28 protein-coding genes are annotated in these 25,309 nt (G+C 65.3%); 7 read left to right on the top strand and 21 right to left on the bottom strand.

Features of this window, described 5'->3' with window-relative positions; all coding sequences use genetic code 11:
- Positions 1-286: 286 nt before the first annotated feature.
- The 3 genes from EDL96_RS12825 to EDL96_RS12815 all read right to left on the bottom strand — a co-directional run bounded on the left by EDL96_RS12825 (position 287) and on the right by EDL96_RS12815 (position 5,093).
- The gene (locus EDL96_RS12825; protein WP_123826639.1) at positions 287-1,630 is read right to left on the bottom strand and encodes an SLC13 family permease; all 1,344 of its coding nucleotides are present in this window, start codon (positions 1,628-1,630) and stop codon (positions 287-289) included.
- A gap of 287 nt (positions 1,631-1,917) precedes the next feature.
- The gene (locus tag EDL96_RS12820; RefSeq protein WP_123826638.1) at positions 1,918-3,699 is read right to left on the bottom strand and encodes a thiamine pyrophosphate-binding protein; all 1,782 of its coding nucleotides are present in this window, start codon (positions 3,697-3,699) and stop codon (positions 1,918-1,920) included.
- Positions 3,699-5,093 (bottom strand): aldehyde dehydrogenase family protein, encoded by a 1,395-nt coding sequence (locus tag EDL96_RS12815; RefSeq protein ID WP_199732619.1) that lies wholly within the window; start codon positions 5,091-5,093, stop codon positions 3,699-3,701. The genes EDL96_RS12820 and EDL96_RS12815 overlap by 1 nt, the downstream gene beginning before the upstream one ends.
- A gap of 796 nt (positions 5,094-5,889) precedes the next feature.
- On the opposite strand from EDL96_RS12815, the gene EDL96_RS12810 reads away from it, so the two are divergent.
- The 5 genes from EDL96_RS12810 to EDL96_RS12795 all read left to right on the top strand — a co-directional run bounded on the left by EDL96_RS12810 (position 5,890) and on the right by EDL96_RS12795 (position 8,833).
- Positions 5,890-6,282, top strand: coding sequence for a transposase family protein (locus EDL96_RS12810; RefSeq protein ID WP_123826637.1), 393 nt, complete (start codon positions 5,890-5,892; stop codon positions 6,280-6,282).
- 3 nt (positions 6,283-6,285) lie between these two features.
- The gene (locus EDL96_RS12805) at positions 6,286-6,927 is read left to right on the top strand and encodes a transposase (RefSeq protein ID WP_123826636.1); all 642 of its coding nucleotides are present in this window, start codon (positions 6,286-6,288) and stop codon (positions 6,925-6,927) included.
- An 81-nt stretch (positions 6,928-7,008) separates the two neighbouring features.
- Positions 7,009-7,494 (top strand): IS110 family transposase, encoded by a 486-nt coding sequence (locus EDL96_RS14065; RefSeq protein ID WP_407656963.1) that lies wholly within the window; start codon positions 7,009-7,011, stop codon positions 7,492-7,494.
- A 71-nt stretch (positions 7,495-7,565) separates the two neighbouring features.
- Positions 7,566-7,706: a hypothetical protein gene (locus EDL96_RS13395; protein WP_158609623.1), complete on the top strand. Its 141-nt coding sequence runs from the start codon at positions 7,566-7,568 to the stop codon at positions 7,704-7,706.
- Positions 7,703-8,833 carry a hypothetical protein gene (locus EDL96_RS12795; RefSeq protein WP_123826634.1) on the top strand — a complete coding sequence of 377 codons (1,131 nt, stop codon included), beginning with the start codon at positions 7,703-7,705 and terminating at the stop codon, positions 8,831-8,833. The genes EDL96_RS13395 and EDL96_RS12795 overlap by 4 nt, the downstream gene beginning before the upstream one ends.
- A 66-nt stretch (positions 8,834-8,899) precedes the next feature.
- Here EDL96_RS12795 and EDL96_RS12790 read toward each other — a convergent pair whose 3' ends face one another.
- The 11 genes from EDL96_RS12790 to EDL96_RS12740 all read right to left on the bottom strand — a co-directional run bounded on the left by EDL96_RS12790 (position 8,900) and on the right by EDL96_RS12740 (position 19,281).
- Positions 8,900-9,373, bottom strand: a complete 474-nt coding sequence (locus tag EDL96_RS12790; protein WP_123826633.1) for a single-stranded DNA-binding protein — start codon at positions 9,371-9,373, stop codon at positions 8,900-8,902.
- A 100-nt stretch (positions 9,374-9,473) separates the two neighbouring features.
- On the bottom strand, positions 9,474-10,253 hold the full coding sequence (locus tag EDL96_RS12785; protein WP_123826632.1) for a hypothetical protein: 780 nt from the start codon (positions 10,251-10,253) through the stop codon (positions 9,474-9,476).
- The gene (locus tag EDL96_RS12780) at positions 10,250-11,173 is read right to left on the bottom strand and encodes a hypothetical protein (RefSeq protein ID WP_123826631.1); all 924 of its coding nucleotides are present in this window, start codon (positions 11,171-11,173) and stop codon (positions 10,250-10,252) included. Before EDL96_RS12780 ends, EDL96_RS12785 begins: the two co-directional genes overlap by 4 nt.
- The gene (locus tag EDL96_RS12775) at positions 11,139-11,573 is read right to left on the bottom strand and encodes a hypothetical protein (RefSeq protein WP_123826630.1); all 435 of its coding nucleotides are present in this window, start codon (positions 11,571-11,573) and stop codon (positions 11,139-11,141) included. The genes EDL96_RS12780 and EDL96_RS12775 overlap by 35 nt, the downstream gene beginning before the upstream one ends.
- 203 nt (positions 11,574-11,776) lie before the next feature.
- The gene (locus EDL96_RS12770) at positions 11,777-12,211 is read right to left on the bottom strand and encodes a hypothetical protein (RefSeq protein WP_123826629.1); all 435 of its coding nucleotides are present in this window, start codon (positions 12,209-12,211) and stop codon (positions 11,777-11,779) included.
- Between the two features lie 6 nt (positions 12,212-12,217).
- Positions 12,218-14,002 carry a type IV secretory system conjugative DNA transfer family protein gene (locus tag EDL96_RS12765; protein WP_123826628.1) on the bottom strand — a complete coding sequence of 595 codons (1,785 nt, stop codon included), beginning with the start codon at positions 14,000-14,002 and terminating at the stop codon, positions 12,218-12,220.
- A 58-nt stretch (positions 14,003-14,060) separates the two neighbouring features.
- Positions 14,061-15,620, bottom strand: a complete 1,560-nt coding sequence (locus tag EDL96_RS12760; RefSeq protein WP_123826627.1) for a P-loop NTPase family protein — start codon at positions 15,618-15,620, stop codon at positions 14,061-14,063.
- A gap of 46 nt (positions 15,621-15,666) precedes the next feature.
- Positions 15,667-17,229, bottom strand: a complete 1,563-nt coding sequence (locus EDL96_RS12755) for an SCO6880 family protein (RefSeq protein ID WP_123826626.1) — start codon at positions 17,227-17,229, stop codon at positions 15,667-15,669.
- A 2-nt stretch (positions 17,230-17,231) separates the two neighbouring features.
- A complete protein-coding gene (locus tag EDL96_RS12750; RefSeq protein ID WP_123826625.1) occupies positions 17,232-18,200 on the bottom strand; it encodes a type IV secretion system protein in 969 nt (322 codons plus the stop codon).
- 37 nt (positions 18,201-18,237) lie between these two features.
- Entirely contained in the window at positions 18,238-18,579 is a 342-nt protein-coding gene (locus tag EDL96_RS12745; protein WP_123826624.1) for a hypothetical protein, read from the bottom strand.
- A 111-nt stretch (positions 18,580-18,690) separates the two neighbouring features.
- Positions 18,691-19,281 (bottom strand): hypothetical protein, encoded by a 591-nt coding sequence (locus tag EDL96_RS12740; RefSeq protein WP_123826623.1) that lies wholly within the window; start codon positions 19,279-19,281, stop codon positions 18,691-18,693.
- Between the two features lie 181 nt (positions 19,282-19,462).
- Here EDL96_RS12740 and EDL96_RS12735 point away from each other — a divergent pair, with 181 nt between their 5' ends.
- Positions 19,463-19,645, top strand: a complete 183-nt coding sequence (locus tag EDL96_RS12735) for a hypothetical protein (RefSeq protein WP_123826622.1) — start codon at positions 19,463-19,465, stop codon at positions 19,643-19,645.
- 82 nt (positions 19,646-19,727) lie between these two features.
- Complete coding sequence (locus EDL96_RS12730) at positions 19,728-20,027, top strand: glutaredoxin family protein (protein ID WP_325049560.1); 300 nt, start codon at positions 19,728-19,730, stop codon at positions 20,025-20,027.
- A gap of 91 nt (positions 20,028-20,118) precedes the next feature.
- Here the strand turns inward: EDL96_RS12730 and EDL96_RS12725 are convergent, their stop codons facing one another.
- From EDL96_RS12725 to EDL96_RS13845, 7 genes are all read right to left on the bottom strand, one after another.
- Entirely contained in the window at positions 20,119-20,931 is an 813-nt protein-coding gene (locus tag EDL96_RS12725; RefSeq protein WP_123826621.1) for a hypothetical protein, read from the bottom strand.
- Positions 20,931-22,163: a peptidoglycan DD-metalloendopeptidase family protein gene (locus EDL96_RS12720; RefSeq protein WP_123826620.1), complete on the bottom strand. Its 1,233-nt coding sequence runs from the start codon at positions 22,161-22,163 to the stop codon at positions 20,931-20,933. Before EDL96_RS12720 ends, EDL96_RS12725 begins: the two co-directional genes overlap by 1 nt.
- Entirely contained in the window at positions 22,160-23,176 is a 1,017-nt protein-coding gene (locus tag EDL96_RS12715) for a hypothetical protein (protein WP_123826619.1), read from the bottom strand. The genes EDL96_RS12720 and EDL96_RS12715 overlap by 4 nt, the downstream gene beginning before the upstream one ends.
- A 121-nt stretch (positions 23,177-23,297) precedes the next feature.
- Entirely contained in the window at positions 23,298-23,954 is a 657-nt protein-coding gene (locus tag EDL96_RS12710) for a hypothetical protein (RefSeq protein WP_123826618.1), read from the bottom strand.
- Positions 23,951-24,433: a hypothetical protein gene (locus tag EDL96_RS12705; RefSeq protein ID WP_123826617.1), complete on the bottom strand. Its 483-nt coding sequence runs from the start codon at positions 24,431-24,433 to the stop codon at positions 23,951-23,953. The genes EDL96_RS12710 and EDL96_RS12705 overlap by 4 nt, the downstream gene beginning before the upstream one ends.
- Positions 24,434-24,501: 68 nt before the next feature.
- A complete protein-coding gene (locus tag EDL96_RS12700) occupies positions 24,502-25,053 on the bottom strand; it encodes a recombinase family protein (protein ID WP_267900160.1) in 552 nt (183 codons plus the stop codon).
- A gap of 2 nt (positions 25,054-25,055) precedes the next feature.
- Positions 25,056-25,208, bottom strand: a complete 153-nt coding sequence (locus EDL96_RS13845; protein ID WP_233568894.1) for a hypothetical protein — start codon at positions 25,206-25,208, stop codon at positions 25,056-25,058.
- Between the last annotated feature and the right edge of the window lie 101 nt (positions 25,209-25,309).

The following is a 25,309-nucleotide window of genomic DNA, read 5'->3' as shown; positions in this document are numbered from 1 at the left end:
GGAGCACGTCGAGGCCTTCCGGATGGGCAGTGTAGGAACTTCCATCTTCGGAAGGCCTCGACGCCTACCCGGTCACCGCCACGCCAGCGGCCACTTCGGGGTCTACACCCTCATCTGTGAAGAGCCCACAAAGGCGCGGCAGCAACCGTTGTTTGACCGGTTGCTCTGGTGCTGTGGCACTGATTGCGCCCCGGCATCATGATGGATCAGGTGGTAATGTGAGACGTCGACGCTGTAGGCGGCGAAAGTCGGGGCAGACCCACCCCCTTGTACCAGAACCATTCAGCTACATCGTCGGCAAAACAAGCACAAGAACCGTAATCAATGGGGCAGTAACGACCATTGCCGCGCCCCAGGCCAGCATGCCGCGATACACCGACCGCTGCTTTTCAGCCTCAGCACTTGCCAGTACCAGACTCCCGACCGTCGAAAACGGTGTGGAGTCCACCACGGTGGCGCAAATAGTTAGGGCCGCAATCATGGCCGGAATAGAAATTTCGCCTTGAAGAAGGAACGGGCTAGCAATAGGGATCAATGCAATAATAATTCCGGTACTCGACGCGAATGCTGAAACAATCGCCGCCACGGCGCAAATGATCAAGGCCGTCAAAAGAGGATTATCAAGAGCACTGGCAGACTCGCCGACAAACTCCACCGTCCCGAAGTATTGAAGCACGCCGATGTAGGTCACGATACCGCCAACCAGCAGGACAACATTCCACGCGATCGCAGTCTCGGCGCCCTCACTGCTTTTCCAAAGGATCAGTTTGAGAATCACAGCCGCGGAAAGCGCAAGAATGCCGATGTCCACCCCGGCCGACAGCGTAATGGCCGCCACGAGTGCTATGGTCACCAAGGTAACGACCTTCGTGGAGGTGAGCTTCTCGTGCGCAAGGCCCATAGCATCCTCGACCTTCGGCACATCGGGTCCCTCAGTAACTCCTAGCCCCCCGGACGACTGCGTCGATCCGGCCGCCCGCATCTCCAAGACGCGCTCAGACCCACGGCTGGCCAGCTGACGACGAATAAGCTGTCGACCCCCGAAGACAAAATAAATCACCACGCCGAGCAACACGTTGTAGCCGAAGTTCGCAGCGAACAAAATGAGGGGAAAGGAGCTCAATCCCTCCGCGCCTTCCAGCGCCTGATTCACGATTGCACCCAAAACATTGATGGGTGAGAAGTTTCCGCAGGCTGAGCCGTGGACAATCATCAAACCGATAAGACGACGATCAATGTCGTACCGCTTCGCGAGTTGCAGACCAATGGGCGCAAGGAACGCCACCGTTGCCGGCCCGAGGGCGCCAGCGGTTGTTGGAATTGCCGAGACAAAAAAGATGGCCCATGGAAGAACCGCCACGTTACCGCGAACGAGTCGAGCGGACGCATCGACGAGCCAGGCAATAGTGCCATTAATGCTTGCGATGCCGAACAGGAACGTCACCCCCACGAGTAGAATGAGCAAATCGGCGGGAAAGGCGTTATACAGGATTTCGAAATCGCCACCAGCAACGACGGCTGTGAGGGCTATGCCTGCAAACAGCGACAGAACTCCAAGATTGATCGGCCGTGTCGTTCCCAGGACGAAAATGATCGCCAGAATGCCGATTCCAATAATATGAACAATCAACTTGTATCCTCCGAGGTGTCGGACGCGTCATTCTGTCTGCGGCTCATTCATCTTTGAGGGAGCTAGTTAATAACGCGTATAATTACAGAGTTTTTTACCAGACCTGTCGGCAACCGATTTATTATATGAGCCGGGGCCTCAATAATGTATCCTGAAAGTAGTGATCGCCGACTGAGCCTTCGGTAGGTCAAGCGGCGATTGTCACCGCCGCCCGTGCAGCTCAATGGAGGTAATTTCCCGAACCACGCAGTCCCATAATCGCATTTTGGAATTCGACTTCCTGACCATTATGGTTCACGGACGAGCCCAGCCTTCATATCCGAGTTATAGCCGGGCGAGACCACGACATCGACCACGACCCCGCGCCCGGACTTGACCTTCCTTAGTGCCTCGTCAAAGGCGTCAGGAAGATCAGCCAAGTCACTTACAGGTCCAAGCCCTTCGAGACCCTGCGCCCGCGCCATGGCGGCTAGATCAGGAGCTGGCTCGTCGATGCGCTGACCAATCCCCTTTCTGCTGACATCCCGATTACGGGCCCGTGCCACTTTTTCCTGGTGCACCTCGTCGTTGAAGTAGGACCGGTTATTCGCCACGACAGCCAGGAACGGTATGTCGTCATGCGCCGCGGTCCATAGCGCCTGCACTCCCATCATGTAGTCGCCGTCGCCCAGCACCGAGACCGCGATTCGGTCGGAGCCCTTCAGTGCCAGCGCTGCGCCGATGGTCATGCCTGGGCCCGAGCCAATCCCACCCCCACCGTCGTATCCCAGGAAATCGAGCGGGTCCCAAAAGGGCCAGTCGTCTCCGTTCCAGCCGAGAGGTAGACGAACCAAGGTCGTCTTTTCCTTGGCCAACGATGACCTCAGCGCATGTGCAAGTTGGCCTAGCTGAATGGGGCCGGCCTTAGGAATGCTACCTCCATACTGGACATCTTGGTCGTTCGAATAGGACTTTAGAGATCCCGCACTGCCTGCGTCGACCTTCAAGGCATCCAAGAGCTGTGAAACCGCATAGTCGCCCGTGGTAGGAAGCCAGACATCGACTTCAGCTCGTGCCTGATGATCTTTGCTCCACCCGTTAATGATCATCTGATCTAGCCCCGCAGAGATGACCTTCTGCGACTCGCCCGTAGGCGCCTGGCCTAGCGTGCCGGCCACATCGATCCAATCCAGGGCCAGGACCACGTCAGCGGATCTTAGTGCTTCTCGTCCTCTTTCGCCCAGGAAGAAGCCCGGCCCCGGCACGTGTGCCGGGTGCTTGGTGGGGAAATTCGACCCAGCCTTGAGGTCGGTGATTACCCGCGCGTTGAGCTCCTCCGCGAGAAGGATTCTTCGTTGAAAGTCCTCCAAGCTTTTACTGCCGCGGCCAATGAGCAGTACCGGGTCCTGGGCCGAACTCAGGAGGGTTGCCGCCCTGGACACGGACTCTGCCGAAGCAGCCGGCTGGTCTTTAGCTAGGCCCACAGTGATTTTAGGCTGCAGGGGCTCTTCAGAAAGCGGAGTTTCTTGGACCTCGGCATCTAAGACCACGTACGTGGGCCCCTGAGGAGCGCTGCGAGCGACGTCCCATGCCCGGGCGAGTGACTCGAGACTTGCGTTCACGGACGTCGGAGTATCATCCCACTTGATGTAGTTTCGGACGATAGCAGGTTGGTCGGCACTCGTATGAATCCAGTCGATCCATGGTCGACGTTTGGCGGCGTCCAGCGGTCCGTTCGCACCGATGATGAGCATCGGGACCCGATCGCAATAGGCATTGAAAATTGCCATGCTTGCGTGCATCAACCCCACATTGCTGTGCAAAGCCACCGCAAGCGGCAACCCAGTTACTTTAGCGTAGCCGTGAGCTAACGCGACAGCGTGTTCCTCGTGAAGGCACATGAGCATGCCAGGCCCCTTCGCATCGAGGTTATTCACCAAGCTATCGTGGAGCCCCCGAAAGCTTGCCCCAGGATTCAATGCAATGAAAGGAATACCGGTATTCCGAAGGAAATGCGCTATTGCGTCACTCCCCCACCCGGCCGCCCCGGGAGGGGGCAGTTCTTCGGACTTCTGCGCGTCGATTTTCATCAAAGGACCACCGTCGTTGTCTTAGTCTCGGTGTAAGAGACGAGTTCTTCTAGGGACTCTTCCCGCCCGACGCCTGAGGATTTGACTCCCCCAAAAGGCAGACCCCAATAGTGCCGACTCGCTCCATTAATAAGGACATAGCCTGCATCCACCTTGGAAGCCATGCGGTGGGCTCTTCCAACATCCCGAGTCCAAATGCTTGCGGTCAGCCCGTACTGGACGCTGTTAGTGATCTCGAGAGCTTCGTCTTCATTCGTAAAAGTGGTAATCGAGAGCACGGGGCCGAACACTTCCTCTTGCGCCAGCCGACTGTAAGGATGTACATCCGCCATAACGGTCGGTTGGACGTACCATCCCTTGTCCCCGACGTTGTCAGGCCTCCCCCCTCCGGCGATGACCCTAGCGCCACCCGACTTTCCCAACTCGATTGCACTGAGGGTTTTGCGATATTGGGCCTCAGACACCACGGGACCCATTTGCGTCTCTACGTCCAGCGGGTGACCCACCCGGATCTCGTCCACAAGAGCCGCCACGCGGTCCATGACGGCGCGAGCAATGCTCTCGTGCACGAGGAGTCGACTCGTGGATCCGCAGCTTTGACCTGCAGTCCATGTGAAGTTCATCCCTTGCACAGCGGCGGAGGCCGCGGCGGACACGTCGGCGTCTTCCATCACAATCTGGGCGTTCTTGCCACCAAGTTCCAGGGTAATGTTTTTCACACCAGCATCCGCAGCATCGCGCTGGATCTGGCGTCCCGTCTCGGGTGCACCGATAAACCCGATACGACGAATTAAGTGATGGCGGACGATGGCCCCGCCCGCCCGCGCTCCTCGACCGGAGACCGTAAGCAACAAGTTCTTCGGCAATACTTGCGCGGCTAGTTCAGCTAGCCGAAGAGAGGACAACGGCGTCTGGTCAGGAGCTTTCAGGATCACCGCGTTTCCCGCGATGAGAGGGGCTGCAACTTTAGATATGGCAAAGAAGAACGGATGATTGAAAGCGCCGATCCTCGCGACCACACCATACGGTTGTTGGGTCGTATAGTGCAGATTGTCACTAACCGGGATGGTGCGCCCGCCAATGCTGAGTGCCATGTCGGCAAATATCTCCGCCATTTCCAGCCCCGCGTCGACGTCAACTTCCATCATTGCCAGCGGAAATCCGCCATCAACAGCGTCTAGGTGAGCAATTTCTGCGCGATGTTCACGCAATAATGCTACGAGGCGCCTCACCACCGTCGCGCGTTGACGCGGCGGAAGTAGGCCCCACTCCCTCTGCGCGCGATTCGGCGGCATTAACCATGACGTCCACAACTTCAGGGCCGCAGTCGGGAACATCAGCCAAGTGCTCGCCAGTTGATGGATTTTCGACGGCGTAGTGATTGTCGACGGCATACGGCTCGCCATCCAAGATAACTTGCCACTGTCTTTCTTCCACGGTATTACTCGAAAGAGATGTCATATTTGATTTCCTTCCTGGTCGACCAAACCTGATCCCTGCATAGTTTTTGGTTTTCCACGCTTGAAGTGTTGCCTAAATCTAGACGCCGAAGACGTGGAAGTAAACGGTAATTACACGCTGCAGCTCTGCCCTTTAATCATCCATCACGCTCTAATTGCAGACATACATGCGTCGAGTAGATTCTGCTCGCGAGTAGCTGTAGTCCGGGTCGTTGTTCTGATGTGCTTGCAGGCCGTCCGTAGGGTTCGCGGGACTGCGGGTGGGGCGGAACCCGCGTGAGGGGTCACGAAGGTGTCACGGGATGCGCCAGTGGACATCTCGCGACGGTGGGATGCACCCGTGCTCACTGCGGACACGCTGTCCGAATCGACGTCCACGACACCTCCTCAGGTACAGACGATCAACGATAGACAGTGAACCACGTCACTTTACTGCTGTCCAGAGGTAGCTTCTTCTCTGCAGGCTTGTAGCGCTCTTCGAGTGCTGGTTCGTCGGGGAGGGGAAGGACCGCCCGGCACGCCCAGCGATCGGTGGAGGCCGGGGCGGTGGCTTCCGTGGGCTCCACGGGGGCTTATATGACTGAGGTTTCTGGCCCTTCGCAGATGAGCTTGGGTGGCCCGTCGCGCGGGAAAGTCCTGGGACGCGTGTTGAGTGACCTGGGCAGAGGTCGAGGCCTCCAAGATAGGTAGCGACCAAGCAACCTGATCCATGAAGGCCTCGACGTGTCTCATGCTATCTGCGCGCCAGCGCGCGCTCTTTGACTTGCCCGACGTCCACGTGCTCGCCGTCCAGCGCGGGCCATGCTCGTTCACCGTGGTGGCCCAGACCTCCCCGGCAGCGGTCGGGTGCCCGTGCTGCGGTGTGGTCGCCACTGGCCACGGCCGCCGAGAGGTCCTGCTCCACTACCTCCCCTGCGCCGCAGTGTCCGTGAGGGTGCTCTGGCGCAAACCGATCTTCACGTATCGGGAACCGGCCTTCCGCATCACGACATTCAGCCAGGTCCACGAGCTGACCGCTGCGAGGGCCAAGCTCACGACGCGCGCAATCGCCTGGGCAGTGACACAGCTGCGCTCCCGTGACATCGCGGTCTCGGCTCTGGCGCAGATGCTCGGGATCGCGTAGAACATGCTCTGGCACGCCATGGTTCCGGTCATCGAGGCTGCGCTGGCTGCCGAGGACCGACTGAGCGGGGTGGATGCGCTCGGGGTCGATGAGCGCCTCTGGCGCCACGTGGGGCCGCCGGGCACCGGGTTGGTCACTGGCGTCGTGGACCACTCCCGCGGCCATAACTGCCAGCCCAGGACGCGACTGCTGGAACTGGTCCAGGGGCGTTCTGGAGCGGCCTACAGCGCCTGGCTCAGCGACCAGGGCAAGGCCTTCACGACCGGGATCCGCACCGCGACTCTGGACCCCTTCCATGGCTATGCCAACGCCATTCGTGACGAGCTGCCAGAGGCCATTACCGTGGTCGATGCCTTCCATATGGTCAAGCTCGGCGAGCAGGTCGTCGATGCAGTGCGTCGCCGCGTGCAGCAGGACAACCTGGGCCATCGCTGTAATAAGGCCGGTGATCCGTTGTACGGGATCCGTTGCACTCGGCAGATCGGAGTGGAACCCACCCGGTGCCGGGGAGGCCTGGGCCACCACGGTGGACGAGCATGGCCCGCGCTGGACGGCGAGCACGTGGACATCGGGCTAGGCGAAGAGGGGACTGCTGCACGGATAGGTGACGGTGATGATGGAAAAGTCCTCGTCGCCGGCGCGTGACTCTGTTGTTGACTAACAGCCGCAGGACTTGTCTTGGAACTAATCCGCCCGCGTGCCAGAGATGAGGACGCCGTCCGATACATGTCGGCCAGAGGCGAGCATGACTTCATACGAGCCGGGTCAGAGCCCCGTCAACGTCTGGTCTGCCCGGCCCCTGGCCGACGAGCCCACTGGGGAAGGCACGGTCCCATCATGACAATATCCACTAACGGAGTCACCGACTCCTCGGCCGCTCTCGACGTCGTTGCCGGAGTCGATACGCACGCCGATACCCACCATGTCGCGGTACTCAGCATGAGCGGCGGGCGGCTCGGTGATCGGCAGGTCCCTGCGACCCCTGCTGGCTACGAGACTCTCCTGAGCTACATCAGATGGTTCGGAAACATCCGACTCGTCGGGATTGAGGGCACCAGTTCTTATGACGCTGGGCTCTCCCGGCACCTGAGGGCGCAACAGCTTGAAGCGCCTGTAAATCTTCAGAGCGGCTGGCCTGGGGCTGGCTGGCAGGGCCGGCATTTCATCCGAAGCCGCTCGAACGATGACTCACAGGATTCTGTCCACAGGTGATCCATTTGGATCACCTGCCGCCCGGCCGGGTTCATACACTCGGCCGAAACCGCCGCCACAGGAGGAACACCATGAACGACCGCGACACCCCGACCGTCCACGAGCTCGTCAGCTCGCAGCTCAACGACCCGGGAGTGGATCTTTCCTCGGTCCACTTCATCGACCAGCCCGAAGCTGACATCACCCTCGACCCGAAGGCGCTCCAGGCATGAAGGTGGATGTTCCCAACGAGATCGCAGCCCTTCCCCCGTGGGTGGCCGGCTACGAGATGGGCCCCAACGACGTCGCGCTGATGACGTTCGCAGAGGTCGACGACGCCATGCAGATCTCCTCCAGCGCCATTCTGCCGGTCGATCAGCTTGGTGAGGACTTCGACGAGGCAATCGAACAGCTCGGCAAACGCCTCTACGTCGCTAACGGACCCATCGCCCCGGCAGCCGTCTTCGTGGTCGGTCACGGGCCCAACGGCGACATGCTCGCTGATCGCGTCATGGACGGCGTCCGCCCCGGGCTACCCCCCGAGTCACCGATCATCGGCCTGCACAACGACGGCGAGATCGTCCAGGTCCGCTCCGGCGATCGCCCCTGGGTCCCCGTTGGCCCGCCGGCAGATGTCTCCGCGGAGATGATCGGCATGGGCCTGCCCATTCCGTCGGCCTCGCGCGAGATGAGCGATCGCCGCTGGCAGCCTGACCCCGTGCCGGGGTACCCGAGCCTGCCGGCGACCGAGCGCGCCGGACTCGATGCCGCCCCGCCGTCCAAGCGGGCGCAGGTCGCCGTGGAACTGCTCACGGACCTCTCCAACGGTGCCGTGGACGACGTGCCCACGACCCAGAGCCGACTGGCCGCGCTGATCTCCTCCGATCCTCAGAACTGGATCCAGGACCACGTCATGATGACCGCAGTCAGCGCCAGCACCCCGGCCCTGGCTGATGAACTGCGCCGTCTCTACGTCCAGGCACCGCCCGAGGATCGGCAGTCGATCGCCGGGCCTGCGGCCCTCGCGGCCTTCGCCCAGCACGAGACGTCGCAGCCCCTGCGGGCCATCAGGCCCCAGATCGAGGAGACCGGCCCCAGCCGCAATCTCCTCCCCATCATGGACAGGCTGGCGAACGGGGCCACCCCGCCCACCGAGTTCAAGGGCATGATGCAGGACGTCCACCAGCGCCTGCACGACAACGGCATCCCGGCCAAGCGCGACAACGCCTGGCAGCAGCACCAGTCAGCCGCGCCCAAGTCCGAGGGCCCGTCCTCCTCAGCACCGCCTCAGCCCCCGGCTTCACCGGGCCCCGAGGACTTGCCGCCTAGCGCCGGTCCTTCCGGGTCTTCGATGACCTGACCCATCACCGCAGAAGGGCCGTTGACGATCACCTCGTCAACGGCCCTTCATCATTCCCGCGGTCGATCAGCGCGCCATGCCACCGCTTCCCGGCTCCGCCACCGCCCACGACGTGACCGGCTCCTGGTCCGGCCCAGCCTCCGCATGGGCTGCGGCCGCGCGCTGCGCGTTCTGCCCATCCGGCTGCGGCGCGGCAGTGTGCCACCTCAGCGACGGCGAGACATCATCAGCGAAGATCCGGTGATTCATGTCCGCCTCCCCGTTGCCCCGCACGTAGGGCGTGGACTGGAGGGTGCCTTCCACGTTCACCCGATCGCCCTTGTGCAGCGAGGCGGCCACATTCTGACCCAGCCGCCCGTCGGTGATGCCCACGGAGTAGTAGTTCGTGGGGCCATCACCCCAGTTGCCGGCCTCATCACGCACGCGCGTGTTCTGCGCCAGGTCGAACACCGTCATCGGCTTGCCCGCGTTCGTGGTGATCTGCTGCGGGTCCGCAGTCAGGTTCCCGGCCACGTTGAAATTCCGGTGATTCACAGCCATCTCGTGCTCCTTTCGACAGCGGACCCCACGAATCGGGGCCCGTCACCTACCCATCGCCTCTCGTGCAGGTGATGTCGATGACGGGCCCTGACCGGTTCCCTCAGCGCCGCAGCGTCGTCTCAGCCGGCTTCGTCGCTCCGATCGCTGTCAGCTCCGCCGTCGACGGTGCAGCCTCCGTCCCCTGAGGCCGAGCCCGCGGGCCCGGCTGATCGACCGCACCGAAAGCCTCAGCCGCCGAGCGACCGCCGGCTGGGGCGTCGGGTCGCTGCTCCTGGGTCGTCTCCGCCCCGGGGTCCTGCTGCGCACTGCGCACGGAGGCAGCTGTCGGAAGCTCCGGACCCGGCTCAGATTCTGCCGATGTCCCGACGCGCTCCGGGCCCGCCGGTGTACGACGGCTGATCTCCAGGCGTGGGTCAGCCTCACCGACCAGACGCGTCTGGAGATCCGGCCGGTGCTCGGCCAGCCGCGCCTGCGCGTCCTCCACGCTGATCGGTTGCACCTGCTCGGGCGTGGCCTTCCCGGCACCGGCCTGGACCTTGAAGAACTGACCCTCCAGCTCCACGAGCTCCCCGGGGCCCGGCCCCTCATGCCCCGTCGACGTCGACTGCTGCGGGATGTTCCGGTCCTTGGCCCCGCTCGCCTCGCCCAGGTCGACGCGGCGGGCCATCGAGGTGTCCAGCCACCCCAGGTCCCGCCCCTCAGCGTCCTTCAACTGCGCGCGATCGGCCCATTCCTTCCGCGACCGCGGCGGGTCCTTCCGTAGGTGCTGGGCCAGGCGCAGCGCATCCCGCCGCGCCCGATCCGCGACCGTGCCGGCCAGTTCCAGGGCCGCCATCAGGGCTTCCAGATCAGCTTCGACGTTGCCGATGTCCTCGCTCATGCCTGCTCATCCTCTCCGTCCTCCGACGATTCCTGCTCATCGCCGTCTTCTTCCTCGGCCACGGAGCGGTCCACTTCGGAGGTCACCGCCCTGTCCCAGTTCATCCCGCCATCGGCGGAGGACTCCCACCAGGTGCGTCCGATCGCGGCCGCCCCGGGCGAGACTGTGGCTCCGAGCAGCACACCGCCCTCGGTATCCATGCCTCGACGGACGGGGGCACTGATCGAGATGTTCCCCTGCTGGGTCACAGGTCCGACGTCGATAGCGTCCGAGGTGATCACTTCACCTTCGCTATCCGTCGCGCACATCCGCCACAGCAGCATCGGCTGCCCATCCTGGGCCGGTGCCGGCTGCGCATCGGTGATCTCGCTCAGGTGGGCGGCCCAGTCGCCCTCATCCACCGCCAGCACCGATGCGCCCCATCCCGGACGGAACGAATGCGCCGGCACGTGTTCGCGGTTTCCCACGCACTCCTTGGCCTTGCCGTTGAGCCGGTCGCGCATCATCCGCAGGTGGAAATGCCAGGCGGTCATCGGCGTCATCGTCGGCGTGGTCGCCTCCCACGCCTGCTCTTCGGCATTCGCGGCCGCCCACAGCTCCTCGACGATGTCCTGGTGCCGGTACCAGCACGGCGGGATCTCGCTTGCCGGAATGCTGTGGGCCTCCACCAGCCAGTCCACCCACCCGCGCAGCCATCGCCACACCTCGGGCATGGACTCCTGCGGCAGCTCCCGCCATCGAGTGCCCAACCACTCGGGCACGTCATCGAGCTCGGCCGCGGCGGCCTCCACCGTCGGGTCCTGATACAGCTTCTGCTCGGCCTCCGTCACGTCGTCCGCCGCCGGCGGCACCAGCGTGTCCCACGCCGAGACCGCCGGCGTCGCCTCAGTCGGGTCGCTCGTCCTCGTGTCCTCGCTCATCGTTCTGCCTCTTCTGCTCGAAGTGCTTCCGGGTCAGCTCTTGCTGCAATGACGGCGGCATGATCTGTCGCATCAGATCCGCCCCAGCCCGATCCACGGCCTGCCGCCACCCCATGCCCTCTTCCACGAGGGATAGGACTGCCTTCTCATCGCGCGGGCAGAGGTGAATCGTCTCGCCCTCCACCTCGTAGAGAGCCATCGACTCGTGCATGTCGCTCATCGCCGTGCACACGGCACACCGATCCAGAGTCGCTTCCCGTGCCGCGTAGGCCATGTCTTCGGCGTCCTGCTCATCGAATTCCTCAGCAGCGGCGGCCTCGTCCGCCTCTTCCGGTGTTCGGGCACGCGTGCGCGACTCACCGCGGAACGGACCCAGACCCCCGAGCCCGAGTCCTTCCATCACAGAGTCCATCAACCCGTTCAGGACCTCATCGCGGGATTGGCCGCGGTCTTTCATCCGCTGCGCCACCAATTCGGAGTGGTGCTGGCACAACCAGATCCGATAGAGCCGCCACCGGCTCTCGATCAGAGGATGTCCCGGCGTTTCACTCTCGGAACAGATGAAGCACGTCCCATCGTCGTATTTCCCCCGCTGCGTGCTCATCATCGTCGTCGTCCTCTCGATCGTTTCTGCTGGTCCGGGCCAGCACCGGCTGCTCTGGCCCCACCCCCCAGCCTGACCCGTCGAAGCCCTGCGACCAGCACCGCCGAGGCGCGTCGGCGATCCCATCCCCAGAAATCACGACGACGTCGGTCCAATTCATCATGCAGATCCTCATGACAGCCGCGGCACAGCAGCATCAGATCCTCATCATTCTCCCCGGCGATCCACGACCCGTCGCCGGCCTGCCAGACCCCGTCGTAGTCGACATGATGCAGGTCCAGGCCCTGCTCAGACCCGCAGACCAGGCACGCCACCTGCTGCCCGCGCGCCTCGACCGCCGTGAACCACGCCCGCCGTCGATCGAACCACGCCCCGGAGCGCAGATAGCCCGTCTGGTAGCCCTGGTTACCGCTGCGCCCTAGAGAAAGGCCCATGCCGGTTCACCCGTCCACGTCGTCGGCACCCGAGGTCAGCGCCTGCGCCAGACGGGCGTCGTACCGCTTGATCGCCGCCTTGATCTCTTCGGCGTCCTTGCGATCCACCCACCGCGACATCGTCAGCAGCACCGGCCGCGAGAACTGCGCCAACAGCAGCCCCGTGCCCCGCGGCAGACGCCGCAGCTCCGCCACCGACATCACCGGCCGCTCATGCTTCTGCTCACCGGTCGAGGTACCCGTGCTGCTGTACGTCTTGGACCGCTCCTGGACCTTGCGATCGCCCATCAGCTCCACGAACCGCTTCAGCTCGCGCTCGTTATTCGACCCGCCCAGCTGGACCGTGAACGTCGCCGAGTCCAGGATCTGCTGCGCCTCATGATCGCCCCACACGCTGCGCGCCTGCGCCGGGGACTGAATGATCACCATCGTCGAGATCCCCGATCCGCCGCCCTCGGACATGATCGTGGGCAGCTCCTTCCACGGCGCGATGTTCGCGATCTCATCCAGGATCAGCGACAGCGGCGGGTCCAAGCGAGTGCCCGGCAGACTGCCCGCCATCTCCCGAGCCTGATCCGTGATGGCGTCCATCAGTCCGATCAGCATCGGAGCCGCGGCCCCACCGCCGCTCTTCGTGCCCACCAGGAACAGCGTGCCCTTCTGCTCCACGAACGTCTTCGGGTCCAGCCCCTCACCCGGTGCCGGGTTCAGGACCTCCGCGACCTCGGGCAGCATCAGCGACGACGTCGCCGAGGTCACGCCCATCCACTTCGAGGGCAGCATCCGCGGATCACTGTTCAGGTCCTCCTCCAGGGCCACACCCCACGACGGGGCCGCCTGCGGCGACTCCTTCAGAATGCGCACCGCGGCCTGCGCCAGACCCGGCGACGAACCCCACCGACCCAGGGTCTGCGAATCGACCTCCCCGATCGCCGCGGCATGCAACAGGTACTGGAGGATTCGACTCGCCACACCGGCCCATTCCTGATTCGAGGTGGACTGGCCCATCGAGGAAGCCCCCACGATGATCTCGGCACGACGGGCGGCCACCTTCGGATCCTCACAGCCCTGCGCCGGCGACCACTTCAACGTCGACGGCATCTTCGTCAGCCCCTGCGGATCGAACAGTGCCACCGGCCCGACCCGCTTACGGCCCTCCCACACGGCCCGCACGTTGTCCCCGCGCGTCGAGGTCGTCACCACCGCACCCGGAGCATCCAGCAGCGCATTGATCACGATGTGGAAGCCCTTCCCCGACCGTGGGGGCCCGATCAGCACCACGGAATCCTCCATGCTGATCCACACCGGCTTGCCCTGCGACATCCCGATCAGCAGACCGACCTGACACGGCTTCGGGTCCTTCACGCTCGGGCGCACCGTCGCCGCCTTCGACATCAGCGCCGGCGCACCGACCCGCTTGCTCACCTCGCGGGCCTTCGCGATCCCGTCACGGCCCTTCACATCGCCCAGGAACCGCCGATCGGATTCCTTCCACCGCGACCAGGCCATCACCGCAACGACGATCGCCGCGACCAGCAGCCCCAGCATCACGATCAGAAGGCTCCACATCCCGGCCACGGAGGGCTCGCAGCCCGTCTCCGTGGCCAGGGACTCCCGGCCCTGACCGAAGAATCCGACCACCGCGCCCGGGCCCTTGTTCTCCGGCAGCGCCCGGCACTGCATCAGCGTCATCACCGAGGCACTGCCCATGATCGCCGCCCAGATGAGCGCCAAACCCCCGAAGAACACCCCCAGGATCATCGCCCACATCGTGTCGTCGTCGCGCTGCATGACCGCCCCTCCTGAGGATCGTCTCCGTGTCCGTCGCCTGCTCATCGGTGCCGGCGTCTCAGGACGTCATGGCGTGATCGGTGTCGAACAGCTCGCCTTCCAGCTTCGTGCGCACGGTCTTGACCATCCGGCCTTCCAGCTCCCCGACCTTCCACAGCGCATGCCCCTTCGGGGCCCGGGAGATCTCCTCCCGCTCCGAAGTCGTCAGCTTCAGCAGCTCGCCGGTGGCCTTCAGCTGATCCGACTTCTGCCGGTGCACCACCCGTATATCTGTGTCCGCCAGCAGCGATTCCGCCAGCACCCGGGCTCGCGTGCCCTCATCACCGGCCCGGTTCAGATCCGAGAGCTTGTGCAGGATCAGGATGTTGAACAGCCCGTAGTCGCGGGCCAGCTTCCACTGCGCGACCATCCGCTCCAGTGAGGCCACGTCATCGAGGTTCTCCCAGCCCTCCTCATAGACGGCCACGCGCTGTCCGGCATCCCGGTTCGTGAACACTGATTCCGCCCAGGACGACACGCAGTGCGAGGCGATCTTGCGCGCCTGCGGGGAGAGGCTGCGCAGCGGCCGCGTGTTGAACACCAGCATCGGCAGCGACTCATCGAACAGCAGCGTCGAACGCCCGTCGAACAGGCCCTTCAGATCCCCTTCGACGAGCTCCGTGAGAGTGTTCGCCACACCGCGGCCGGCCCCAGCCGTGAATTCCTCTGTCTCGGCCGATGGATGGCGCAGCGCGGTGATCACATCCGGGATCGTCGGCGCGGCCGCCGCCGACTCTTCGATCGAGGTCTCCGGCGTCATCGCGGCCACGTCCTCCCCACACGCCGTCTCGGCATCCGTGATCGCTCGGGACAGCGCCAGCTTCTCGTCGCCGCTCATCGACTCACCGGAGAGGATCTGCACGATCGTCTTCATCATGGTCGACCGACGTGAGCGCACCATCCGCACCCACTCCTCATCGGAGATCAGGACCTCCCCGCCGTCCGTATCCAGACGACTCGCCGGCCGACGCCCGGAATCCAGCGGATTCAGCACCCGCCCGGGGACCCCGACCGTGATCTCCGGATCTTTGCCCGCCGGAGCCAGAGCCCGGGCCACGATGCCCCATTCGCCCTTGGCATCCGACATGATGATCGCCTGCCGCCCAGCCTGCACCAGCCGCTTCACCCACGCTTTCACGGTTGTGGACTTGCCCGTGCCCACGGTGCCGATCAGCACGCACGACATGCCGCTGATCAGCTCCCGCTGATAGGCCTCCCAGGGGTCCAGGCACCACATGCCCCCGCCCTCGGTGACGTTGCCGATGTAGGCACGCGTGGTCCCCAGCCCCGACTGCGACACCCAGGGGAAGGCCCCGGCCAGAGTGAAGGTCGAGGCCTCCCGGGTCACCGGTCGAGACACCAGTCCACTGCCGCGCAGATTCCGGGCCCGGGCCTCACCCCCGGCGGAGAATGACCGCTTCACCAGACCCGTGCTCGGGTCCTCCGCACCGCCGGTCTTCCATTCCTTGCGCAGCCGGGCGGTTTCTTTGGCCGCCGCGATCTTGACGGCTCGCCGGCCCTGCCTGGTGGTCTCGGCGTCCCAGGACACCATCCGCATCTGTGACTTGCGCTTGCCCATGCCCCTGCTCCTTTGCCCGTGCCTGGATGTCTCGTCGCCGCCGGTCTTACTTGCTGGCCTTGATCAGGCCCCGTCCCAGCGGGATCGCCGAGGAGAGGAACCCGGACCACTGCTGCCCATAGAGGGTCCGCAGCTCACACCCGGCCCGCGTGGCACCGGAGATCATTCTCTTCGTGTTCGTCTCCAGCTCATCGTCTGTCGCCCCGGAGATCACGATCAGCCCGGTGAACTTCGCCATGCCGTGACCGGCCAGCAGCTCCGCACCGGTGCGCACCAGATCGTCATCGACGGCCATATCGGTCAGCTTCTCGGCCTGCCCGAGCTGTCCGCGGATCGCCGCTGCCGAGTGCTGATCGTTCAGCCGGTCCTGCACGTGCTTCATCCCCGCAGCCGTGCCCTGCGGACGGAAGACCTGCGTGACCACATGCGGGAAGTCGGCCCCGTTGAGGAACCGCATGAAGCCGGGCTTCTCCGGACGCGTCGGCCACTGCGAGATCTCCATGACGCGATGCCAGGCACCGTCCACGCGCAGCTTGTCCCATTCCTCGTCCACGCCCATCGGCCCGGCCGTCGACGCGGTGACTGCGAGCTTTCCGTCAGAGATCGCCACTGCCTCATCGGGCACGAAGCCACGTCGGACAACCGTGGCCAGCTCATCGATGTCCAGCCACTGCTGGACATCCACGGAGCACTCCCGCAGCAGGTCTTCGAACAGCTGCCCCAGCCGGGTCACCACCGTGAGCATCCCGGTGATTCCCCCGCCGGCGGACTTGATCTGGTCTCGGACCATCGGTTGCGAGATCGTGATCCCGGCCAGATTGTCGTGCTGGACCTGGGCCCGATCACCCGAGAGCAGCTGGAGGTAATCCGAGTGCAGCAGCGATGACAGCGTCTCCCCGGCCTGCTTGCCGTGCTCCGTGGCCGTCTCGACCTGCGATTCATAGGCCGCACGGATCTTCGCCGCGCTGGCCGTGGTGATCGTGTCCGAAACCTGAACGGCGATCACGCCTTCCTCAGAGTGCAGCGAGTCGATCATCGAGGCCCAGTTCGTGATGATGTCGCCCTGATCCTCCGGCTCTGCCATGCGGAATCCGTGCGGAGCCACCCGGCACACCAGGGTCGCAGTCTTCACCACCGGGTCCCAGATCACGCACTGTCCCTCGGGAGCGGCGTAGAGCCGCAGCTCGGCGGCCTCACCGGGCAGCCGCAGCCGCACCGGAGCCGGCACGCCCTCCTCGATCGCGGACTGCTCCGCCTCCTCATCAGCGGCCAGCTCCTTCGCCGAAGGCTCGGCCGCCACAAAGGAATCCTGACCCTGTCCCCGTCGACGCCAGGCGCGGTACCGCTGACGGATCCACCACGGCAGGGGACGGTTCGCGACATTCGTGATCACCACGGTCACCGCCGCCAGCACGACGACCATCATCAGCACCGTCAGCCACATGGGCACGATCCCGGACCCCGCCATGATCACCAGGCCCAGGAACGCCATCATCAGCACGCCAGCGCTGATCACCTGCGAGGTGTCCAGCCACAGGATCGCTTTCTTGCCCCCGGAGCGGGGGAACTGGACCGGGGCCAGCTCACTGGCCTGTTCGTTGCTCGTCATCGTCATCGCCTCCTGATCATCCGAGTGACACCGGAGACCATCCGGCCACCCATTCGCGTCCCTGCCTGAGCGCCGCCGGCCATCGTCCGTTCAGACCCCGATGAGGCCGACACCGCCGAGAACCCGAAAATCCCCACCGCGGCGATCGGCATCAGAGCCGCCACCACCACGCACACCAGCGCGGCGATGAACTGCTGCGTGCTCGCCGCGTAGTTGAAGACGCTGATGCCCATCACCAGCACAGCCGCCGCCAGGGGCTTGGCGATCAGCAGGCCGACGATGATCGTCATCCACCGCACGAACCACGCCTTCGTCACGTCCCAGGCCAGCGCGAAGACCGCCACCGCGGCGACCGCCGTGAGCACGACGAGCATCATCGTGCGCAGCGAGAGCATGAACGAGAGGAACATCGAGGCCAGCCACACCAACCCGGCCAGCACCGCCGGCACGATCAGCTCGAACCCGGACCCGTTGTCGCCGACTCCCCGCCAGATGTTGTATTCGCTGTTGACCTGCTGGAATTCGCCCTGGTCGTTGAGTTCGAAGCCGAAGAGCTGCATGAACCCGGACATGTTCTGCGTTTCCCCATTGGCCTCCAGAATGAAGTTCGTGACCCCATCGGCGGCCGCTGCCGCCGACATGATCAGCGTCACGACGATCATCATGAACGGCACGGAGAACACTGCTGCTGCTGCCCCGCGCAGGATCTTGTCCGCTCGGGACTGCACGACACCGGTCACCACCTGAGCGGCCACCAGCATCAGAAGGATGGGGGCCATGACCACGGTGATCACCCGCAGCATGCCCGGATCACTGCCGGCACCGACCACTCCCGCCCACCATTCGGCCGAGAGGTTCGATGACTCGAACGCGTCCTTCATGAAGGTCCACGAGTCCTCGGCGAACCGCTCGACGGTCGCCTCGAACCCATCCCGGGCACCGCCGGAGAGCCAATCACCCACACCAGCCATGACCCCCACCTCCTCTCTGTCGTCGTGATCTCAGGCCTCAGGCACCCATGCCGATAGTCGTGCCGAAGAACACCACCGCCGACGCGCCCGCGATCACGGCCGCACCGATCAGCGAGAACAGCACGACCATGAAGCCCTTGGACTGGTTGCCCGGGGTGTTGGTGACCTTGCCCGTGGCGATCAGCACACCACCGACGACCACGATGATGACGACGAACACCAGGCCCAGCGCCATGCCCCAGCCCGCGGCGGTCCGCAGCGGCTCCAGGAACGGGGCATCGGACTGAACCGTCACACCGGGGTCGAACGACTGCGCGGAGATGTTCACCGCCGCGGTCTGGACATTGGTGGCCTGCGTGGTCAGAAAATCCTTGATCATCTCGAATCCTCACTTCGTGATCAGATGTGGAACTGCTGCGTACACGTCTTCATCGGTGCCCGCGGGCCAGATGTATTTCGCCCGCGATCACCGGCGCGGACGGCGCCCGGGTCAGTCAAACTCGACCTGTTCGGGGCCCCCGTCGGCGCACTCGCCCTTGGGCTCGACCCACTCGTTGAAACCGACATCGGTGAGATTGCCCATCGCCCCATCGCCGGGCTTCGTGCCGGTGACCTGGATCATTCGGCAGGAATCCACGGTGCCCTCGTCACACCCGCTCTCCGGATCCGGCCAATAGCGGACGTTCTCGAACGTCGCCCCCTCCGGGGCCTCCCAGTCCGTGAGCGCAGCGATCTCGTTGGCGTTGTCCCCCAGCGAGCCCGTCTGCTCCGAGGCGCTGCATTCCCCGCTCGAGCCTTCAGCCGGGGCACGTTCGGCCTCGACCTTGGACACCTGGTACAGCGTCGAACCGCCCAGGAACAGCGCGCCGGAACCTGCGATCACCGCCGCCCCCAGGGCCGCGTGCACAGTCGTCAGCAGCGCATCAGCGACCTTCTGCGACTGCGACGTCTGCCGCCGCACACCGGCAGCGATCACGGCAATGGTCAGGGCCCCCACCAGCAGGATTAGGCAGCTGACCTGGATCGTGCCCGACAGCCCCGCCATCCCAGGGACCGCCTCTCCGGAGTTCGTGCTGAACATGGCTCCTCCTCACGAGCCGACCAGAACCCCTCCCGGGTCCATGACATGTCAGCCCCACCCATCTATCGCTGAGCCGACGCCACGACGTATCTGCCGACCCCTCCTGCCACGCCGCCGGACTGCTTGCGATGTCGGAGTGACCACGTTCACTGAGAGAACGCAATGACCCGAGGAGCCCGCCATGCAGACCGCTTTCGCTCTGGTGATGTTCACCCTGGCCTTCGCCGTGCTCGTCCTCGTGCTCGGCGTGCAGGTCCTCGCAGGCGCGATCCGCTTCACCGTCTGGGTGGTCTCCACCAAGGCCGGCTGGATCACCGCCGGACTCGGGGTGCTCGTCTATCTCTTCCTCACCGTCGGCTGGTGACCCACAGCAGCCGTCCGCGCCGTCGATGAGTCATCACCAGGGCCTGACTCGCAGGCCCGGCGATCCACGGAGGACGAGCATCATGACGACCGTCTACACCAAGCCCGAGTGCATGCAGTGCGACCGCACCCAAGCACAGCTGACCAAGCACCGGATCCCGTTCGGCACCCGCGACGTGACCACCGACCCGCAGGCGCTGCGCTACATCACCGATCAGCTGGGCTACCGCCAGGCCCCGGTCGTGGTCACCGACGACGGGCAGCACTGGTCCGGCTACCGGCCCGACAAGATCAAGCAGCTCGCCGCCAGCCGCCACGCCCCCGACGCCGCCGAAAGCGCGGCCGCGGGGCCGACTACCACCGGCGCGCACGTCGACGGCTGACCTGAGCGCACCCATCGCCGACGAAAGGGGCCGGCACACCGTATGCGGTGTGCCGGCCCCTTCCTCATGGCCTCCTCGCCGGCGGACGGGCTCAGCTGCTCATGTCCTCGGGTTCGGCCACGGCATCCTGGCAGTCGAACGCCGTCACGGTCTGTTCACCGTCCACGTCCTCGACAGCGACCGTGCACGAGTGCGAGTCGCCCTCCGGTACGACCTCCCCCTCTTCGGCGTGCCACTGCCAGGAGACCTGCACCGTGATCAGCTCCACACCTTCCGGGGGCTGCACGTCCGTCGCCGCCGGGGCCAGCTCCGTGTCAGCTGATGACCATGCCCCGGCGGCCGTGGCCTGCCGCCACCACAGCGGCGTCCACCGTCCCGGCCCGCCGGCACCACGTTCCAGCGCCTCCTGCGTGACCAGCTCATCCACCCGGGCACCGGCATCACCGGGCTTGGTATCCACCGTCGTGTCCCAGACCGAGAGCCCGCGCATCGCCTCGATCGCGACCTCCGAGGACGAGGACCGATCCACCGTCGACTGATCCACGAACCCCGGGAAGTCCCGCCCGTCGCCCTCGGACCCCGCCGACGGCGACGGCACGACCACACCGTGACCAGACACGTCGTTGGGGCCAGGCTCCGGCGAACTATCAGCCGCAGCAGACGGCTCTGGTTCAGGTGATCCATTTGGATCACCTGAACCACCCGCCTCGGCCCCCGAGGTTGCCCCCGGCAGCACCGCCGGCTCCGTGGACTCAGCCGAGGACGACTGCGCCGAGGACTCAGCGGTCGACGAAGCGGGCTCGTCCGCCCCCGGGTCCTGATCATTCGCCCCACATCCCGTCAGCAGCAGCGCCGCAGCCACTCCCGCCGCCGCAGCGGTCGTTCTTCTCCTGGTCGTGCGCATCACAGCGCTCCCTTCTCCCGCATGATCGGTTCTGGATTCACGTTGTAGAGATCACCACTGCCGTCGCGCTCCCACGGCCTCGTGCACGCCGGCGTCCCGGGCTTCATGACTTCCAGGTGCAGGTGGGTGCCCATCGACGACGGACCGGTGTTGCCCTCAATCCCGACCGGATCCCCGCGCTCGACCGTGTCGCCCTCGCTGACCGTGGCCTCGTGCAGATGGATGAAGTTGATCAGCATCTCGGAGTCTTCGTCGTTAGTGACCTTCATCTGCACCAGGCCGTCGTACTCCTGCCGAGCGCACACGATCTCCCCGGACGTCGGGGCGACGACCGTCCCACCCGGGGAGGTCCCCGCCCCCGGTGTCGCCATGTCGATACCCAGATGGAAGTTCGCGTGGCACCCATTCGTCAGGGAGTAGTCGCCCGGGGCGCAACCCGGCAGAAGATTCCGGGCCCCGTAGCCGGAGGTGTCCTGACCACCGGGCAGCGGATCCGCCCACTCGCCATCTCCGAGCTCCACATCGGAGACCTCGCCACCAGAGGCGACCTGCGCGCAGTCCACCGAAAAGTCTTCCTGCGCGCCGTCGAAGATCGTGCTGACGTAGTTCTGCGTCTCCTCATACGGCGGGATCTCGCCCTCCGACAGCCCCGGGGCCGCCTCCCCAGCGTTATAGGACGCCACCGCCAGGCGCACCACGTCCGGGCCGCCCTCGTTCTTATCCGCCTTCGGCTGCGAGACCTCGACCAGGTGCTTCATGTACCGCCCGTAGGCGGCCATCGCATCCTCTGGGTCGTTGATGTCGCCGCCCTCCCCGTAGGTCTCCCAGGTCGCCGGCATGAACTGCGCCGGCCCCTGCGCACCCACCGGGGACTGCGCCGAGGTCGAGAAGCCGGACTCCTGGTTGATCTGCGCGGCCACGATCTCCTCGGGCAGTCCCGATTCCTCCGCAGCATCGGCCACCGGCTGCTGGAACGCTTCCGGGATCTCGACGGCCGCCCCGCCGCCACCTTCGCCCTCAGCGGCGTTGACCTGGCAGGTGCTGCCGGCCGTCGTCGCCGCAGCCTGCGTATCGTGCTCGTCCTTCGAGGCGGCCGCCCCAGCCCCCAGGAACAGCATGAACAGCGCCAGCATCAGCGCCAGCGCCATCGCGACCGCACCGAAGATCAGACCCGGAATCCCGACCAGCTTCAGCAGCAGGCCGATCCCGGCCCTCTTCACCGCCGCCTTCACTGCTCGACCTCCCAGGACTCATCCATCAAGGCCGTGAAGCCGCCCGGCTCCTCCGACCACCGGGTCACCACGCACTGGTCCACGCCCTCAGCCGGCGGGCACACCACCACCGCCTCCATCAGCGCCCCCGAGGGTGTGCTCACCGTCTCGTCGCCAGCGGTGATCTCCCGCTCCAGGCGCATCCCGACCTGCACCAGATGCGTGCCCGGCTGTGCCTCGGGCCCGTAGGGGAATTCCGGGGCGATCCCGCGCCCGTCCTCGATCGCGGCATCCATCTCCGTCCAGGAGATCTCCGCGGACGAGACCGCCTCCTGCTCCCCGGCCTCACCCCAGTCCTCCTGCGCCCCGGGCTGCTCCTCGGCCAGGAAGGAGTCCCGGGCCGCATACCACTCCGAGACCTCGTCCGAGGTCGTGTCCGTCGTGCGCAGCGACCGCAGGAACCGGGCCCCGGTCACCAACGGATCATCCGCATGCTCGGCACGCGCCGAGACCAGCCCATCCCCAGCGTTGATCTCCTCCAGCGTGGCCTCATCGGCAGACTCACCCGATGGCTCCGACTCCGCAGCCGTCTCGTCCGGCCCCGAAGCTCCCTGCTCAGCCTCGGAACCCGTCCCCGAACCGGGCAGTTGATCCGGCTCCGATGACGCCGACGACTCCTGCCCACCCTCCGGGGCCGGCGTGGGCCCCTCCGCTGGCTCACCGGGACGGGCCAGCGCCCACACCACCGCGATCACCAGCACCATCATGATCACCGCACCGGCCGCGACGGCCGCGCGCAGCCCCGCAGAGCGCTCCATGCGCTTCTGGAGCCGCTGCCCCACCGACCGAGCCCGCTCTTCGCCCGGAGCCTCCCAGGACGCCTCCGGAGGGTGGAAGAACGCCCACGTGGCCCCAGGGCGCGCAGCGCGACGCCGGCCCCGGCGCGGCCGCGCCTCATCACCCCGGCCCGCCTCGTCGCTCACCTGGTCCCGGCTCGTGCCGGGCCCGTCATCCCGCTCATGCTCTGTGCTCATCGTCGATCACCACCTCACACACGCATCGCCCCTCTCCCTGCTCCCTGTAATTGCGGGCCCGTCACCGAACACAGTGAGGCCCCCCGAGACATATGTCTCGGGGGGCCTCACTGCCAGAGTCTCAGGTGACCGACTCTGCCTGCGGCGCATCATCCGGCCACCACCGCGGATTCCCTCCCACGATCAGGCCGATGTTCTCCTTGCTCCCAGGGTCATCACCGGCCGTCAGCGGCCAGTACGTCAGCTGGCGAGCGTGATCCCACAGATCCATCTGGACCGAGCCCAGCCACGTCGACAGCCACCCGCCCTCCTCCACCGGGATGCCGCGCAGCTCCTCGCCTCGATCCCGGAGTGCCGCGGTCGTGTAGGCGCTGAACAGTGCAGCCCGAGCACGCCGCACAACCCCGACCCACAGCCCCGTCTGCGACGTCGCAGCCAGGGCCACCTCCAGCCAGTACGGGCGCGGGTTGCCGAACCCGGATTCGAGCTGCTGCCTCTCGTTCGTCTCGTTCCAGACCTCCCCCAGCACAGCCCCTGCCCGGTCCCCGACTCTCTCCAGGACCTCATTCGCCCCGGGGGGACTTGCCAGACCCTTCGGGATCGGGAGATCGCGCAGCCAGGCAGCCTCCTCAGCCAGTCCATTCGCCGAAGCGATCCCCGAGGCCACGTCGCTGACCAGCCAGTGCGCCAGACCCTCCGGCGTCACGCAGATGCGCTCCACCTCCGAAGCCAGGACAGCCCGCTCCCACAGCGAGTCCCGCTCCATCTCCGCGCTCACAGAGTGTTCTCGCAGCCGTTGACCTCGTCCTCATCATCGAGGGCCGTCGAGACCAGCTCCTCCAGGTCCTCCGGCTCCGAGTCCGAGTTGTCCATCCACCAGCCGGCGCGCGTGATCATCCGCGCGTGATGCATGATCCGCTCCTCGAACTCCTCCTCGCTCATCGCGGGGTCCTCCCCACGGCACAGCTCCTCGTGAGCGTTCTGAATCACCGAATCACGGAAGATCGGGGCCCACTCCAGCTGCTTGTCCGAACCATCGAGCTCCGGCAGCCCCAGCTTCTTCGCGTTCGCCGCCGCTGCCTCTCGGCGCTGCTGGGCGCGCTCGTCCTTCGTCTCGTCCTTCCAGCACTCGAAGCAGTTCTGCTGCGCCAGCCAGTTCGCGAAACCCTTGCGCTTCCCGGCCGGCTTATCCGACAGATCCCGCTTCTCCTCGTGCCCGCAGGCGAACTCGATCTCGAACGTCTTCTGAATAGCCATGACGGCCTCCTCCGGTATGAGTGCTACCTACACCCACCCATCGACCATCAGCAGTGCACACGTAAGTCTCAGGCCCTCTCGCGCACTGCTCGGGCGATCGTCCGGCGAGACACCCCATGCATCTCCGCCAGCGTCTGCACGGACATGCCGGCCTCACGCGAGACCCGCACCGACTCCACTTGCTCGGCCGTCAGCTTCGATGGCCGCCCACCGACCCGGCCCTGCGCCCGCGCGTGTGCCAGACCCTCATGCGTGCGCTCGATCAGCAGATCCCGTTCCCACTGCGCCAGCTGCACCAAGATCCCGACCACCAGCCGGCCACTCGGTGAAGCCGTGTCCAGATCGAAGTCCAGAGCCCGCAACCTCACCCCGTGAGCATCCAGATCCTGAATCGTCGTCATCGTGTCCGCCGCCGAACGGCCCAACCGATCCAGACGCACCACCACCAGCTCATCGTCCTCGCGCATGAAGTCCAGCGCCTGCGCCAGTCCAGGACGGACAGCCTTCGCCCCGCTCACCTCATCGACGAAGACCCGATCGCAGCCAGCCACCTCTAGGGCCGTGCGCTGCGCCTCCAACGACTCACCCTGCCGGCCCGTCGAAACGCGGGCATACCCCACCCTCACGTGCAGACCTCCCAGCCGCGAATGTGCCGGACCTCCATGCCGATCATGTACTCCAGCCCCGGCATCGCATGCCGCAAAGCCAACAGCACCGGCGAGTCAGCCAAGACGACACCCCAAGCCTCCTGGGGTTGACCCCGGTTCGTGGACATCGCGTTATGCGGCTTCTGCCGCGGGGTTCATGAGCTGGTGCTCGAAGGTTACCGGGCTGAGCCTGCCCAGGGACGAGTGCCGCCGAGTCCGGTTGTAGGTG

The sequence above is a fragment of the Kocuria soli genome (genome assembly GCF_003797835.1).
Classification (GTDB): domain Bacteria; phylum Actinomycetota; class Actinomycetes; order Actinomycetales; family Micrococcaceae; genus Kocuria; species Kocuria soli.
Note: the sequence above shows the minus strand (reverse complement) of the source record. Positions and strands in the feature narration are given on the sequence as shown.